The sequence below is a fragment of the Paraburkholderia sediminicola genome, assembly GCF_046027825.1.
GTDB classification, from domain to species: Bacteria; Pseudomonadota; Gammaproteobacteria; order Burkholderiales; family Burkholderiaceae; genus Paraburkholderia; species Paraburkholderia sediminicola_D.
Genome location: NZ_JAQQDU010000047.1, coordinates 1 through 15,632, shown reverse-complemented (window position 1 = coordinate 15,632; position 15,632 = coordinate 1). Strand labels below are relative to the sequence as shown.

General features: G+C 60.6%; 14 protein-coding genes and 1 pseudogene. 4 read left to right on the top strand and 11 right to left on the bottom strand.

The window, feature by feature from the left end; genetic code table 11:
• Positions 1-9: 9 nt before the first annotated feature.
• The 7 genes from PQQ96_RS24150 to PQQ96_RS24120 form a co-directional block, all read right to left on the bottom strand.
• On the bottom strand, positions 10-726 hold the full coding sequence (locus tag PQQ96_RS24150) for an ABC transporter ATP-binding protein (protein WP_408297363.1): 717 nt from the start codon (positions 724-726) through the stop codon (positions 10-12).
• Positions 726-1,526, bottom strand: coding sequence for an ABC transporter ATP-binding protein (locus tag PQQ96_RS24145; protein ID WP_408297361.1), 801 nt, complete (start codon positions 1,524-1,526; stop codon positions 726-728). The genes PQQ96_RS24150 and PQQ96_RS24145 overlap by 1 nt, the downstream gene beginning before the upstream one ends.
• An 18-nt stretch (positions 1,527-1,544) precedes the next feature.
• Positions 1,545-2,714, bottom strand: a complete 1,170-nt coding sequence (locus PQQ96_RS24140) for an ABC transporter permease subunit (RefSeq protein WP_408297359.1) — start codon at positions 2,712-2,714, stop codon at positions 1,545-1,547.
• 19 nt (positions 2,715-2,733) lie between these two features.
• A complete protein-coding gene (locus PQQ96_RS24135) occupies positions 2,734-3,684 on the bottom strand; it encodes a branched-chain amino acid ABC transporter permease (protein WP_408297357.1) in 951 nt (316 codons plus the stop codon).
• Between the two features lie 230 nt (positions 3,685-3,914).
• On the bottom strand, positions 3,915-5,114 hold the full coding sequence (locus tag PQQ96_RS24130; protein WP_408297355.1) for a branched-chain amino acid ABC transporter substrate-binding protein: 1,200 nt from the start codon (positions 5,112-5,114) through the stop codon (positions 3,915-3,917).
• 542 nt (positions 5,115-5,656) lie between these two features.
• Positions 5,657-6,619, bottom strand: coding sequence for a 4-hydroxy-3-methylbut-2-enyl diphosphate reductase (gene ispH, locus PQQ96_RS24125; RefSeq protein ID WP_408297353.1), 963 nt, complete (start codon positions 6,617-6,619; stop codon positions 5,657-5,659).
• A gap of 2 nt (positions 6,620-6,621) precedes the next feature.
• Entirely contained in the window at positions 6,622-7,077 is a 456-nt protein-coding gene (locus PQQ96_RS24120) for an FKBP-type peptidyl-prolyl cis-trans isomerase (protein WP_408297351.1), read from the bottom strand.
• A gap of 199 nt (positions 7,078-7,276) precedes the next feature.
• Between PQQ96_RS24120 and radC the strand changes: the two are divergent.
• From radC to nadB, 4 genes and pseudogenes are all read left to right on the top strand, one after another.
• A pseudogene (gene radC / locus PQQ96_RS24115) lies at positions 7,277-8,059 on the top strand (RadC family protein).
• Positions 8,060-8,300: 241 nt separating this feature from the next.
• Positions 8,301-8,534 (top strand): 50S ribosomal protein L28, encoded by a 234-nt coding sequence (rpmB, locus tag PQQ96_RS24110; RefSeq protein WP_007180631.1) that lies wholly within the window; start codon positions 8,301-8,303, stop codon positions 8,532-8,534.
• Between the two features lie 10 nt (positions 8,535-8,544).
• The gene (rpmG, locus tag PQQ96_RS24105) at positions 8,545-8,712 is read left to right on the top strand and encodes a 50S ribosomal protein L33 (protein WP_006050116.1); all 168 of its coding nucleotides are present in this window, start codon (positions 8,545-8,547) and stop codon (positions 8,710-8,712) included.
• A 237-nt stretch (positions 8,713-8,949) separates the two neighbouring features.
• Positions 8,950-10,548: an L-aspartate oxidase gene (nadB, locus tag PQQ96_RS24100; protein ID WP_408297447.1), complete on the top strand. Its 1,599-nt coding sequence runs from the start codon at positions 8,950-8,952 to the stop codon at positions 10,546-10,548.
• Positions 10,549-10,638: 90 nt separating this feature from the next.
• On the opposite strand, the gene nadC is transcribed toward nadB, so the two are convergent.
• From nadC to PQQ96_RS24080, 4 genes are all read right to left on the bottom strand, one after another.
• Positions 10,639-11,538, bottom strand: a complete 900-nt coding sequence (gene nadC / locus PQQ96_RS24095; RefSeq protein WP_408297349.1) for a carboxylating nicotinate-nucleotide diphosphorylase — start codon at positions 11,536-11,538, stop codon at positions 10,639-10,641.
• Entirely contained in the window at positions 11,538-12,677 is a 1,140-nt protein-coding gene (gene nadA, locus PQQ96_RS24090) for a quinolinate synthase NadA (protein WP_408297347.1), read from the bottom strand. Before nadA ends, nadC begins: the two co-directional genes overlap by 1 nt.
• Before the next feature lie 142 nt (positions 12,678-12,819).
• On the bottom strand, positions 12,820-14,016 hold the full coding sequence (locus tag PQQ96_RS24085) for a DesA family fatty acid desaturase (protein ID WP_408297345.1): 1,197 nt from the start codon (positions 14,014-14,016) through the stop codon (positions 12,820-12,822).
• Between the two features lie 203 nt (positions 14,017-14,219).
• On the bottom strand, positions 14,220-15,575 hold the full coding sequence (locus PQQ96_RS24080) for a mechanosensitive ion channel family protein (RefSeq protein ID WP_408297445.1): 1,356 nt from the start codon (positions 15,573-15,575) through the stop codon (positions 14,220-14,222).
• Positions 15,576-15,632: the final 57 nt, after the last annotated feature.

Here is a 15,632-nt window from a genome sequence, read left to right as displayed (position 1 = left end):
TCACCCAACTCATTCACCCAGATAAGCTGCGCGCACCTTCGGATCATCCAGCATCTGCTTCGCGTCGCCAGACATCGTCACCAGACCCGAGTCCATCACGTAACCGCGATTGGCCGCCTGCAACGCCAGACGCGCGTTCTGCTCGACCAGCAGCACGGTCATGCCTTCGGCCGAGATCGCCCGCACCACTTCGAAGATCTTCTCGACCATGATCGGCGAAAGACCCATCGACGGTTCGTCGAGCAACAACAGCTTCGGCTTGCTGATGATCGCGCGCGCCATCGCCAGCATCTGCTGTTCGCCGCCCGAGAGCGTGCCCGCGTACTGCGAGGCACGTTCCTTCAGGCGCGGGAAGAAGCCGAACATGCGATCGACGTCCGCCTTGATGCCGTCCGTGTCGTTACGCAGATAAGCACCCATCTGCATATTTTCGACGATCGACATGCGCGAGAAAATGCCTCGGCCTTCCGGCACCATCGCCAGACCGCGCTTGAGCAGTTCGTGCGCCGGGATGCCCTTGATCGACTCACCCATGTACTCGATGTCGCCTGCCGAGTACGGCTTCAGACCCGTGATCGCCTTCATCGTCGTGGTCTTGCCTGCGCCGTTCGCGCCGATCAGCGTGACCAGTTCGCCCTGCGCAACTTCGAGATCGATACCCTTGACTGCCTGGATGCCGCCGTAATTGACCTGCAGGCCCTTGATTTTCAACATTGCCGTAGCCATTAGTGGACCCCCGCACCCAGATAAGCTTCGATCACCTTCGGATCCTTCTGCACGTCTGACGGCAGACCTTGCGCAATCACCTTGCCGTAGTCGAGCACGGTCATCTGGTTGCACAGACCCATCACCAGTTTCACGTCGTGTTCGATCAGGAGAATCGTCTTGCCGTCGCTGCGGATTTTGTCGAGCAGTTTGGTCAACTCGACCTTTTCCGTTGCGTTCATGCCGGCAGCCGGTTCGTCGAGCGCGAGCAGCTTCGGATCCGTTGCCAGGGCGCGTGCGATTTCCAGACGACGCTGGTGACCGTACGACAGATTGCGCGACGTGTAGTCCGCGTACTGCGCAATGCCGACGTACTCCAGCAGTTCGATTGCGCGCTCCTTGATCTCGCGCTCTTCCTTGCGCTCGGCCGGCGTCTGGAACACCGCGCCGATCAGGCCGTGTTTCGTACGCACGTGACGGCCAACCATCACGTTTTCCAGTGCGGTCATGCCGCCGAACAAACGGATGTTCTGGAACGTACGCGCAATCCCCGCCTTCGCCACCTGATAGACCGCGGTCGGCGTGTACGGCGTACCGTCGAGCTTGAACTCGCCAGAATCCGGCGTGTACAGCCCCGTGATCACGTTGAAGAAAGTCGTCTTGCCGGCGCCGTTCGGGCCGATCAGGCCATAAATCTGGCCCGACTTGATCTGCAAGCCGACGTCGGAGAGTGCCTGCAGGCCGCCGAAGCGCTTGTTCACGCCCTTCACCGACAGACGGATCTGGTCGCTGCCCACACTGTTGTTTACGTTATTGCTCATATGATTTCTCCCCGGGCCTTAAGCACGCACCGGCTTCTTGCCAGCGCGCTTCGCCAGTTTCGCAATCTTGTCTTCGTGCTTCGGCGACGGCCACAAGCCTTCCGAGCGGTACAGCATGATCACGACCATCGCGAGGCCGTACAGCAACTGACGGATCACTTCGGTATCGACGATTTCATGGCCGAAGATTGCGTTCTGCAGCGGACCCATCGTCGAGCGCAGGAATTCCGGGAACACGGAGAGCAGCACCGCCCCGAGAATCACGCCGGGGATGTGGCCCATGCCGCCCAGCACCACGCAGGCCAGCACCACGACCGATTCCCAGAAGGTGAACGATTCCGGCGACACGAAGCCCTGGAAGCCGGCGAACATCGCGCCCGACAGACCGCCGAACGACGCGCCCATTGCGAAGGCCAGCAACTTCACGTTACGGGTGTTGATGCCCATGGCCTTGGCGGCGATTTCGTCCTCGCGGATCGCGGCCCATGCACGGCCGATACGGGAGTGCTGCAAGCGCGTACACGTCCAGATCACCAGCAGCGAGCACAGCACGAACAGGTAGTAATACATGTACACCGACGGGAACGAGAACCCGAGGAACGTGTGGGTCTGCGCAAGACTGAAGCCGCCCACCGACACCGGGTCGATCCCCGTGATCCCCTTCGGCCCGTTGGTGATGTTCACCGGACGGTCGAGGTTGTTCATGAAGATCCGCACGATTTCCCCGAAGCCCAGGGTCACGATCGCGAGATAGTCGCCACGCAGACGCAGGGTCGGCGCGCCGAGCAGAATCCCGAACGTCGCGGCGAGCCCCATGGCGATCGGCACGATGATCCAGATCGGCGTGTGCAACCCGTTCGGGAACAGATGCGCGATCCACTCGAACTGCGAGGTCAGGTGCGGCGAGGACAGCAACGCCGCGACGTAGGCGCCGATGGCGTAGAACGCGATGTAGCCCAGGTCCAGCAGGCCGGCGAAGCCGACCACCACGTTCAGGCCCAGCGCGAGCATCACGTACAGCATCGCGAAGTCGAGCACGCGGACCCAGTAGTTGCCACCGGCCGCGCCGATGATCATCGGCGCCGCGATCACGAAGAACGCGGTGATGATGCCGACGGTCAGCGTCTTCGTCAGGTTCTTTTCAGGAATGAGCGTCGTGGACGGCTCGATCGGTTGAATTGAGGTCATGTTTGATTTCTCCCAGGGATCAAGCGCGATCCGCAACACGTTCGCCGAGCAGACCCGACGGACGGAACACCAGCACGACGATCAGCACGATGAATGCGAACACGTCCTGATAGTTACTGCCGAACACACCGCCGGTCAGGTTGCCGATATAACCCGCTCCCAACTGTTCGATCAGACCGAGCAGCACGCCGCCCACCATCGCCCCGCCGAGATTGCCGATCCCGCCCAGCACCGCCGCGGTAAAGGCCTTCAGACCTGGGATGAAGCCCATATAGAAGTGTGCGTTGCCGTATTCGGACGCGATCATCACGCCGGCCAGAGCAGCCAGTGCCGAGCCGATCATGAAGGTCGCCGAAATCACGAAGTTCGGGTTCACGCCCATCAGGCTGGCAACGCCCGGGTTCTCAGCAATCGCACGCATCGCGCGGCCCAGCTTGGTCTTGTGAACCAGCAGCAGCAGGCCGCCCATCACGAGGAACGCCACCACGATGATCACGATTTCGGTCATCGAGATCACGGCGCCTGGCGTCGTGTCGGTGGCCTTGATCACGTTGATCGGGTCGGTGGGCAACAGCTGCGGGAACGGCAGCGGGTTGCGCGACCAGATCATCATCGCGAGGGTCTGCAGCAGAATCGACACGCCGATCGCGGTGATCAGCGGGGCGAGACGCGGCGCTTTACGCAACGGCCGGTAGGCCACGCGCTCAATCGTGTAGCCGACCAGCGAGCAAACCACTGCCGCGATGATCAACGCGATGATGAGCGTCGGCACATTGCCGAGGCCGGGGAAGTGGTTCTGAAGCACGCCTATGGCTGAGAGCGCAACCATCGCGCCCACCATCAACACATCGCCGTGCGCGAAGTTGATGATGCCCAAGATGCCGTAAACCATCGTATAGCCCAGTGCGATGATGGCGTAAACGCTGCCAAGCACCAGCCCGTTGAGGACCTGCTGGATGAAGATATCCATTTAATGCTCCTTAGCCCGTGCGACTGGATTCGCGTTCTTCATCAGCCGGTGGGCGGTGATGCGGTACGCCAATCTCAACGGCACTGCGGGTACTGATGTAAAAGACCGGTAAGGGTTATCCGCTGCCCGGTTCGTCTTACGACTGGGATGCAGTCGTGGACTTGCCGATGGCGGATGCAAAAACGGCACCGTTGGGTGGTTTCGGTGCCGTCAGGCTGAACGTCCCGTCATCACATCTTCACGACGTCGAGGACCGCTTTCTTGCCGTCCCTGAAGTCGTAAAGCGTAATGGCGCTCTCTTTCAAATCACCCTTGTCGTCGAACGCGATGTGGCCGATTACCCCGTTGTAATCGGTGGACGGCATCGCAGCCAGCACCTTGGGCGCCTCGATCGAATTAGCGCGCTTCATTGCATCGACAATCACGTACACAGCGTCATACGTGAACGGTGCGTAAATCTGCACCGGTGTGTGGAAGCGGTCGACGTACTTCTTTTCGAAGTCCGCTCCCTTATCCATTTTCGAAAGCGCGAGTCCCGCCTCCGAACAGACCAGGTTTTGCACGGCGGTTCCCGCCAGCTCACCTACCTTGTCGGTACACACACCGTCGCCGCCAAGGATTTTTGCCCTGATACCGAGCGCCGCCGCCTGTTTGGTAAACGGCCCGCCCGTTGCGTCCATGCCGCCGAACATGATCACGTCCGGCTGAACACTCCTGATCTTCCTAAGGACGGCCTGAAACTCCGTAGCCCTGTCATTCGTGGCTTCGCGCGCGACGATCTTCGCCCCGCTCGCCTGTACCGCCTTCGCGAACTCGTCGGCCAGTCCCTTACCGTACACGGTCGAGTCGTCGACGATCGCGATGCGTTTCGCGCCGAGCACTTTCGTCGCGTAGTTGGCAAGCGCCGGCCCCTGCTGGGCATCAGTCGCGACCACCCGATACGTTGTCTTGAAACCTTGCTGCGTGTACCCCGGATTGGTCGACGACGGCGAGATCTGCACAATCCCGGCGTCGCTGTAGATCTTCGAGGCGGGAATCGAGACGCCCGAATTCAGGTGCCCGACCACGGCGACAACATGATCCTCGACGAGTTTTTCAGCGACCGCCGTACCCGTTTTCGGGTCCGCCGCATCATCTTGTGCGTCGAGCTCCAACTGGATCTTGTGACCGTCGATGGTCAGACCCTGCGCATTGATTTCCTCGACCGCCAGACGCGCGCCGTTTTCATTGTCCTTACCAAGATGCGCAATGCTGCCCGTTAATGGGGCCGCATGACCGATCTTCACGACAATCGCTTCGCTCGCGGGGGCCGCCGCTGCCGTGGCAGCCGATGCACCTGCTCGCGCTTCGCTATCCTGCTTTTTGCCGCACGCGGTCAGCATCGCAACCGCAGTCACGATGGACACGGCGTAAGCAAACTTGACTCGCATTAAGTAGGTCTCCTGCGCCTTGCAAAATCTATTGTTCGGGACCCGGAGGCCTTGAGAACGCGCGCATTGTAACTCCAATTATGCGACGGGCAATATTGTTGAAACGGTGGGGTTTTCCTGCATTGCAACCTTATTTTGAGAGAGGAATCCCACAAAAGGCGCAACCGGGTTGCGACTATTTTCTGTGCATCAGTTGCACCACCGTTGGACCCAATGGCATCAAGTGTTGCAGCGATATGGCCCGATCCCCGATTGCGCCGTGGTTTGCGTTACGTATTACGTTTTCATTGATATCAAGGCGAACGCACTATTTTAGTGCGTCAAAAATAAGCGCAACGCGTTGGAGATGATTTAAATGGGGCCACATCGTTACGCCATCAATAAAAAGCCACATCGCAATTCAAAAGAATTTGTGTAAGAGAACACTTAAAACGGTTCTTTTTAGTGATCTGGCACTTTATTGCCGACGGGCTCACGAATCTGCAGACGTAAAAAAAGCGCGCCCAAGGGCGCGCTTTTCTTTCAGAAACGTCGGCTGATTGTCAGGCAGGCAGACCCAGCCCGCGCGGCAGCGGAAACGCGATGTTTTCCTCGATGCCTTCAAGCGCACGCACGTTGCGCACGCCGACGAGCTCACGCAACCGGCCTATCACCGCTTGCGCCAGCACTTCCGGCGCCGAGGCGCCCGCTGTCACGCCGATCCGGCGCTTGCCTTCGACCCAGACCGGATCGATCTGATCCGGCGAGTCCACCATATAAGAAGGTACGCCGAGCTTTTCGGCCAGCTCGCGCAACCGGTTCGAGTTCGAACTATTCGGGCTGCCGACCACAATCACGACGTCGCATTGCGGCGCCATGAACTTGACCGCGTCCTGGCGGTTTTGCGTGGCGTAGCAGATGTCCTGCTTCTTCGGCTCGCGGATCGCCGGATATTTCGCCTTCAGGGCGCCAATGATCTCGGCAGCGTCGTCGACCGACAGCGTAGTTTGGGTCACGAACGCGATCCGCTCGGGATCGGCCAGCTGCAAAGCCTGCACATCTTCGATGTCTTCCACCAGATGCATGCCTTCGCCTGCCTGCCCCATCGTACCCTCGACTTCAGGGTGGCCCTTGTGGCCGATCATTACGATGTCGAAGCCGTCCTGGCGCATCTTCGCGACTTCGATATGCACCTTGGTCACGAGCGGGCAGGTGGCGTCGTACACGCGCAGGCCGCGCGACTCGGCTTCCGAACGCACCGCTTTCGACACGCCATGCGCGCTGAAAATGACCGTATTGCCGGCCGGCACCTCTTCCAGCTGCTCGATGAAGATCGCACCCTTCTTGCGCAAATCCTCGACGACATAGGCGTTATGGACGATTTCGTGGCGCACGTAGATCGGCGAACCATGCAGCGTGATGGCCCGTTCTACGATTTCGATTGCCCGATCGACGCCGGCACAGAACCCACGCGGCTGCGCCAGCAGGATCTCAGCTTCGGCAAGAGTCGTATCCGTGATGCTCATGTTTACAGAATCCCGATGATTTTCACTTCAAACGCCAGCGCCTGGCCGGCAAGCGGATGGTTGAAATCGAACAACGCCGACGTTTCGCCGACTTCCTTAAGGACGCCCGCGTAGCGGCCGCCACCCGGCGCGTTGAATTCGACCAGATCACCCGGCGAAAAATCCTCGCCGATCATGCTGTTTTCGCGCAGCGTGGCCAGCGAGACCCGCTGAATCAGCTCAGGATTGCGCGGACCGAACGCCTGATCCGGCGTTAGCTGAAAGCTCGAGTGGTGGCCCACCTTCAAACCCAGCAGAATATCTTCCAGCGGCGGCGCCAGTTGACCCGCGCCGAGCAGCAGCGTAGCCGGCCTGTCAGTAAATGTATTGATGACTTCAGCGCCATCGGCAAGGGAAAGCCGGTAATGAAGCGTCACGTGTGAACCGGGTTTCACTTCAGAAATGTCGATGATGCTCATGCAATGCTCGCTCAGTCGATGCGCGCTGCACGCGTGCGCCGCGGGCGCAGGCGACACGTGTGGCAAACCGTCGGGGTGCCGTGCGCAAAGCGTCTATTGTAAGCCACCTAGCGAGCGGCGGCTTGCGTCCGTCGCGCGCTGCGCCAAGGCTGCGCATCGGCCGCCGCCCCCAACCCCGAAACCGGAGGACGCAAGATAGATGGCAGACCACGCCTGTACGATAGATGAAACGCCGCCGGTAGTCGCCCTGCCGGAGCCTGCGCCGTCCGCAGCCGTAGCGCTTTCCGCCAGACGCCCAGCCCGAAAGCTCGTGCGCGGCAAATGACATAAACACGATATGCCCCGTGAGCGCCTGATCGAGAAAGGCGCGAGCGCGCTGTCCGATACCGAAATGATCGTACTGGTGCTCGGCGCGGGCCTGCCCGGCCACGACGTGTTCGACGTCGCGCGCACGCTGCTCGACCGGTTCGGCTCGCTGCGCGCCATGCTCGATGCGAGCTACGCGGACTTCGATGGCCTGCGCGGTATCGGCCCGGCGAAAAAGGCCCAGTTGCTGGCCATCATGGAAATGGCGCGACGCTCGCTGGTCGATAAGCTGCGTGAACGCTCGCTCATGAACTCGCCTGAAGCCGTGCAAGACTACCTGCGCCTGCGGATCGGCGGCAGTCCGCACGAAGTCTTCATGTCGCTCTTTCTCGACGCCCGGCACCGGCTGATCCACTGCGACGAGAGCGCACGCGGCACGCTGACACGCATGGCGGTGTATCCACGCGAGATCGTGCGGCGAGCGCTGAGCCTGAATGCCGCCAGCCTGATCGTCGCGCATAATCACCCTTCCGGCGCCGTTCAGCCGAGCGCAAGCGACTGCCGGCTGACGCATACGCTGCGCGCCGCCCTTACGCTGATCGACGTGCAATTGATCGATCATCTGGTGATTAGCGCAGATCGCACCTACTCGTTTGCCCGCGCCGGCTGGCCCTGACACGGCACAAACCAGGGTCGCGACAACGTTGTGCCGAGTTCGGCATCGCAAATAAGGTTTGATTTTGCGGCTTTTTTTCTGCTAGAATTCCGGTTTGCCTATTTCCAACCCCCTGTTCCGAAGCCATTAAGGCCTTCCGGGAAAGAAAAAGCGTCTGCGGTTTCAGCAAAACTCAGCGCGGCTCTTCTCGGGAAACTTTCACGGCGTTCGAACTCAGAATTAGCGTATTAGGAGTGCTCTCATGGCACGCGTATGCCAAGTAACTGGGAAAGCGCCGATGAGCGGCAACAACGTTTCCCACGCGAACAACAAAACCAAGCGCCGGTTCCTGCCGAACCTGCAAAACCGCCGTATTTGGGTGGAAAGCGAAAACCGTTGGGTGCGTCTGCGCGTTTCGAACGCCGGCCTGCGCCTGATCGACAAGAACGGTATCGACGCTGTGCTCGCAGATCTGCGCGCACGCGGTGAAGCCTAAGGAGTAAATCATGGCGAAAGGCGCACGCGACAAGATCAAGTTGGAATCGACCGCAGGCACGGGTCACTTCTACACGACGACGAAGAACAAACGCAACATGCCGGAAAAGATGCTGATCAAGAAATTTGATCCGGTCGTCCGTAAGCACGTTGACTACAAGGAAACCAAGATTAAGTAAGTCTTGGCTCCTGCCTGACGAAGGCAAAAAAGATTTGCAAAAAAGCCTCGCATTCGTGCGGGGCTTTTTTGTTTCTGCGCCCCAATATCGCGCTGTTTAGCCGTCCTTTACCGACCTGAACAGTCTTATCCCATTCGGCCAGCTTTCCCTCATTCGTCGCGACGCGTATCCTTTCTCGTTTTAGCGGCATGCACACAGCATGCCGTCATGGCAAAACGAAAGGCGGAGATGCGGGCGATGGAATTCGATGTAGCGATTGTCGGTAGCGGTCTGGCAGGTTTGAGCGTCGCGCTCAATCTCGCGGAGACCCGGCGGGTTGCGGTGGTCGCCAAGCGATCGATGACCGAAGGGGCGAGCGATTGGGCGCAAGGCGGGATCGCCGCCGTACTGGATTCAGCGGACAGCATCGAAAACCACGTCCGCGACACGCTCGTCGCCGGTGGCGGTCTGTGCGACGAGGCGGCGACACGCTTTATCGTCGAGCACGGGCGTGCCGCGATCGAATGGCTGATTGAGCAAGGCGTGCCGTTCACCAAAGACGACGCCGCCGAACTCGGCTTTCATCTGACACGCGAGGGCGGTCACAGCCATCGCCGGATCATTCATGCCGCGGATGCAACGGGCCATGCAGTGGTCGCCACGCTCAGCGAGCGTGTACGCAACCATCCGAACATCACCCTGCTCGAAGATCACTACGCGATCGATCTGATCACCTCGGATCGTCTTGGCTTGCCGGGGCGCCGCTGTCACGGTTTGTATGCACTCGATCTGCAAAGCGGCCGCACCGTGACAATCGAAGCGCCGCATACCGTGCTCGCGACCGGCGGCGCCGGCAAGGTCTATCTGTACACCACCAACCCCGATACCGCGACCGGCGACGGCATCGCGATGGCCTGGCGTGCGGGTTGCCGCGTGTCGAATATGGAATTCATCCAGTTCCATCCGACCTGCCTGTTCCATCCTTACGCGAAGTCGTTCCTGATCTCGGAAGCCGTACGTGGCGAAGGCGGCATTCTGAAGCTGCCGGATGGCACGCGCTTCATGCCGAACCACGACGAACGCGCCGAACTCGCACCGCGCGACATCGTCGCGCGCGCGATCGACTTCGAGATCAAGAAGCGCGGCATCGATTGCGTCTATCTCGACATCAGCCATCAGCCGCCTGAATTTCTGCGCGAACACTTCCCGACGATTCTGGCTCGCTGCCTGGAATTCGGTATCGACATCACCAAAGAGCCGATTCCGGTTGTGCCTGCCGCGCACTACACGTGCGGCGGCGTCGTGACGGATCTGGCCGGCAAGACCGATCTCGCCGGCCTCTATGCGGTCGGGGAAACGTCATGCACCGGCCTGCACGGCGCGAACCGGCTTGCCAGCAACTCCTTGCTCGAGTGCCTCGTGATCGGACGCTCCGCTGCGCAGGCCATCGAGGAAGAAGGCTTCAGCGCCGCCGTTCATGCGCCGCTGCCGGACTGGGATGAAAGCCGTGTCTCCGATCCGGACGAGGAAGTGGTGGTCGCGCACAACTGGGACGAACTGCGCCGCTTGATGTGGAACTACGTCGGCATCGTGCGTACGGACAAGCGACTCGCGCGGGCCAAGCATCGGCTTGCCCTGCTCCGTGACGAGATTCACGAGTATTACGCCAATTTCAAGGTGAACCGCGATTTGCTTGAACTGCGCAATCTGGTCGACGTGGCGTCGCTAATCGTCGAAGGCGCTCGCTCACGGCGTGAAAGCCGAGGCCTGCACTTTAGCCGCGATTGGCCGGCCACATTGCCTAAAGCGTTGCCGACGGTGCTGTCGCCCGAGCATGTGCGTAATCGCAACATCTGATTTCTGATGCTGAAATAAAAAGGCCATCGCCGGTTCTCCGGTGATGGCCTTTTTACTGATCGTGAAAGCTTAGACTTAGTTGCGCGCGACTCAGACGATCCGCATCGAGTAATCCGTTGCGCGTACATCTTTGGTCAACGCACCGATCGACACGCGATCGACGCCGGTTTCCGCAATGGTCCGCACGGTCTCGAAGTTCACTCCGCCGGACACCTCCAGCACCGCCCGCCCTGCCGTGATACGTACTGCGTCGCGCATCGCATCGAACGAGAAGTTGTCCAGCAGAATGGATTGCGCGCGATGCGCCAACGCGGTTTCCAATTGGGCCAGCGTTTCGACTTCGATCTGGATCGACACGCCCGCATTCAGCGCAAGTGCCGCATCCATTGCCGCACCGACGCCGCCGGCTGCGGCAATGTGGTTTTCCTTGATCAGAATGCCGTCGTACAAAGCGAGCCGCTGATTCGCCCCGCCGCCCACGCGCACTGCGTATTTCTGCGCGAGCCGCAAACCCGGCAAGGTCTTACGCGTATCGAGGATGCGCGTTTGCGTGTGAGCAATGGCGTCGACGAAGCGGCGCGTTGCGCTCGCTACGCCCGACAGCAGTTGCAGGAAGTTCAACGCGTTGCGTTCAGCAGTCAACAGCGCACGGACAGGACCGCGCAGCGCGCAGACCGGCGTATCCGCCGTCATCCGATCGCCCTCGCGATAACGCCACTGCACCTCGATACGCGGATCGACGTGGCGCATCACCGCGTTGAACCAGGGCACCCCGCACAGCACGGCATCTTCACGCACGATGATGCGTGCATCACGCACGTCGTCTGCGGGGACAAGGCGGCCAGTCTGATCGCCTGTGCCCACATCTTCGGCCAGCGCGTCGGCGACGTTGCGTTCTAACGCGGCATCGAATGCCGCGCCATACTGCGCATGAATCTCAGCGAACAGCGGCGACACCGCCTCGACCTGATTGCGTTCCACCGCCCCCATTACGCCGCCCCCACGTTCGAATACAGTTGCGCGTCGCGCGCGAGATCGCCGCTGGCTTGCACGCGCTTCTTGTGACGCGCCGCGAAGTCGAGCATCCGGTCGATCGGCAGACGCGCCCGCTCGCCAATCGCCCGATCGACGAAGATTTCGTTGTGACCGCGCTCGAGCACGTCGGCGAGATTGGCGAGGCCGTTCATCGCCATCCAGGGGCAATGCGCGCAGCTCTTGCAGGTCGCGCTGTTGCCGGCCGTCGGCGCGGCAATCAACGTCTTGCCGGGCGCAGCGAGCTGCATCTTGTGCAGAATGCCGAGGTCAGTCGCCACGATGAAATGCGTCGCGTCGAGTTTTTGCGCGGCATCGATCAACTGGGTTGTCGACCCCACCACGTCCGCTTGCGCGACCACGTTAGCCGGCGACTCTGGATGCACCAGCACTTTCGCGCCCGGATATTCGGCACGCAGCAGATCGAGTTCAATGCCCTTGAATTCGTCGTGCACGAGACACGAGCCCTGCCACAGCAGCATGTCTGCACCAGTCTTGCTCTGGATATAGCTGCCGAGGTGCCGATCCGGCGCCCAGATAATCTTTTCGCCGCGCGCGTGCAGATCAGCAACGATTTCCAGCCCGATCGACGACGTCACCATCCAGTCCGCACGCGCCTTGACGGCCGCGCTAGTGTTCGCGTACACGACCACCGTGCGATCCGGATGAGCGTCACAGAACGCCGAGAATTCATCGACCGGACAGCCGAGGTCGAGCGAGCAGGTCGCATCGAGATCCGGCATCAGAATGCACTTGTCCGGGCTGAGGATTTTCGCGGTCTCACCCATGAAGCGCACGCCTGCCACGACCAGCGTTTGCGCCTCGTGATCGCGGCCGAAACGCGCCATCTCCAGCGAGTCGGCCACGCAGCCACCGGTTTCGTCGGCGAGTTCCTGCAATTCCGCGTCGACGTAATAGTGCGCCACGAGCACGGCTTTCTCGCGCTTGAGCAATGCGCGGATGCGCTCCTTCAGCGCTACCCGCTGTTCCGCGGACGGCACGTCGGGCACCTTCGCCCACGCCTGCCCGATCCCGCAGGTCGTGCCCTGCGCCTGTGGCCGGTCGTATTCGACGGTCCTGATCGCCTGCTGATCCATGATCTCCTCTGCCTTCGCTCTGCCGCCGCGGACTCTCAATCGCGTGTCGTTGAATTTGCCGCGGCCCAAAAAGCAAAACCCCGCCAACGCGGGGTTTTGTGACGTAGCGAAATTTTAATGGATTTCGCGATCGGGCATACGATCAAGCATAACGGCGCAGACGCATCGCGAATTCTTGCAGCGCCTTAATACCGCTCTGCTCAGCGCGATGACACCAGTCTTGCAACTGGATCAGCAGTTGATCGCGCGACGCATTCGAGCGCTCCCACATCGCCGCCAGTTCATTGCGCATGTCGATGTAGGTCTTCAGCTTCTGGCTGTTCGCGAAGATTTGCGGCAACTGGCGCTTCTGCGGTTCGTTGAGACCCGCTTCTTCCTTGTGGAACCAGCTACGCGCACCACGCATCACCTGATACTTCTCGCGTGCGCCGACTTCCTTCAGATGCGCCAGTTCCTGGCGGTAAGCGCGCTTGAGCGCCTTGCCGTAACGCGCCATCACTTCGTAGCGGTTTGCCAGCACGGCTTGCAGCGTGTCCTGATCGAGCACCAGCTTGCCGGTGGTCAGGCGCGGCGTAGGCGCGACCTTCTTCACCTTGGCCAGACGGAACGCCGACATGATGCGGATGTACATCCAGCCGATATCGAACTCGTACCACTTGTTCGACAGCTTGGCCGACGTCGCATACGTGTGGTGATTGTTATGCAGCTCTTCACCACCGATGATGATGCCCCACGGGAAGATGTTGGTGCTGGCATCCGACGAGTTGAAGTTACGGTAGCCCCACCAGTGCGCAAGGCCGTTCACCACACCGGCTGCCCAGAACGGAATCCACACCATCTGCACGGCCCAGATCGTCAGGCCGACGACGCCGAACAGCGCGACATTCAGCACCATCATCAGGCTCACGCCGAGGATCGGGTACTTGGTGTAGACGTTGCGTTCCATCCAGTCGTCCGGCGTGCCGTGACTGAACTTGCGCATCGTTTCTTCATTCTTGGCTTCGGAGCGGTACAGCTCCGCGCCTTCGAGCAGCACCTTCCAGATGCCGCGCGTTTGCGGGCTGTGCGGATCTTCTTCGGTCTCGCACTTGGCGTGGTGCTTACGGTGAATCGCGGCCCATTGACCGGTCAGCATGCCGGTGGTCATCCACAGCCAGAAACGGAAAAAATGACTGACGATCGGATGCAGCTCCAGCGCGCGGTGCGCCTGGCAGCGATGCAGATAGACCGTTACGCCAATGATCGTGATGTGCGTCGCGACCAGCGTGTACAGCACAAGTTGCCACCACGAGAAATGCAACAGGCCGTGGGCAAGGAAATCGAGCAAAGAATTCAACAAGGCAATTTACCTGTGGAACAAGAGACGCCAGACACACGCGAAATGCGCGTGTCAAGAAAGTGAAAGCATACAGCGGGATTGGACGATATTCTACTTGAAGCGTTCCAAGTGTTTGTAACAAATAGGGATTTTTTGTGCGGCATCAACGGAAAGGAACGCACCGGAGGTGATTTTTAGACCTGCCGGCGGGTTCGAAGTGCCCGTCAGCGGGCGCTGTCAGCCTGATTGGCCGCAGGAGCGGTCATTGTTACCGCTTGCGGCATTGCGTCGCTCACGTTGCCGACGATTCGCACTTCGCGTTGCGCGAAAGGAATCGAGATGTCGTGTTCGGAAAACAGACGCCAGATGTTGCGATTCACGGCCGAGCGCACGCCTGCCGTGCCTGTCGCCGCCTCATCGATCCAGAAGCCCAGCTCGAGGTTGATCCCGTCGGCGCCAAAGCTTGCCAGATAAGGCGTGGGCGCCGGCTCCTGCAGCACCCGCGCCACGCCCTGTGCGGCTTCGGCGAGCAACGCCATCGCCTGCTCGACGTCTGAGGAGTAAGCGACCTGCACGGCCACCTTGGCGTAGCCGCGCGTCAGATAGGACGACTGGTTCTGCACCACGTCCGTAATCAGTTTTTCGTTCGGGATCAGCGTTTCGATACCGTCCAGGCCGCGCACCACCGTATAACGCGTACGGATCTGCGTGACCATGCCCTGCAGTCCGCTGACGTTGATCGTGTCGCCGATGCGCAGCGAGCGGTCGATCAGGATGATGAAGCCCGAGACGTAGTTGCTGGCGATCTTCTGCAGCCCGAACCCCAGGCCCACACCCAGCGCACCGCCAAAAACGCCCAGCACCGTAATATCGATGCCCACCAGCGACAGGCTGATCAACACCGCCGCCAGCACGAATGCAGCCCGGCCGACGCGCGCCATCACCACTTTGAGGTTGGCGTCGAGGGTCGTCGAGCGAATCAGGCGGTCTTCGAACGTGGCGCCGAGCCACATCGCGACGATCATCGTCACGCACACCCACAGGAGGCCCGTGGTGAGCGAGAGCAGCGTCATGTGCGCATTCGCGACCTTGAAGTGCACGCTGCCCATCCAGGCGAGCACGTCGTCCTGAATGCCCATCACCGTGAGCACCATGCCGATCCAGACGATCAGCGAGACAATCTTCTCGACGAGAAACAGCCACGGATGGTTCGCGCCGTCCTGGCTGAAAACCCGCCGCGCGAAGAAAAATACGATGTAAATCAGGCCGATACCGATTAGCGGCACCAGCGCCAGATCAAGCAGCGAAGTGTGCATGAACTGGCCGGTGATCGCCTGCGCAAGCCACACAAGCGCAGCCCCGATCAACGGAAAGAACGCCCGGTTCAGGCTTTCCGCGCCAAAGCGCAGGGTCTGGTAACGCGTCTGACGGCGCAGATCGAGCGACCGGCGAACAAGACGCGCGAGCAGCCAGGCAACGGCAAGCGTCCCCAGCAGGACGCCAACCTGCCACAGCATCACCGGCTGGCCGAAGTCGCGCGCGAGGTCGCCGAACATGTGAGGGAAAATGCGGTTTTGCATGATGTCGCCGAAATCGCCGACGCGGCCCGGGTGAGGGAAAGGACCCCGCCCCGGGGG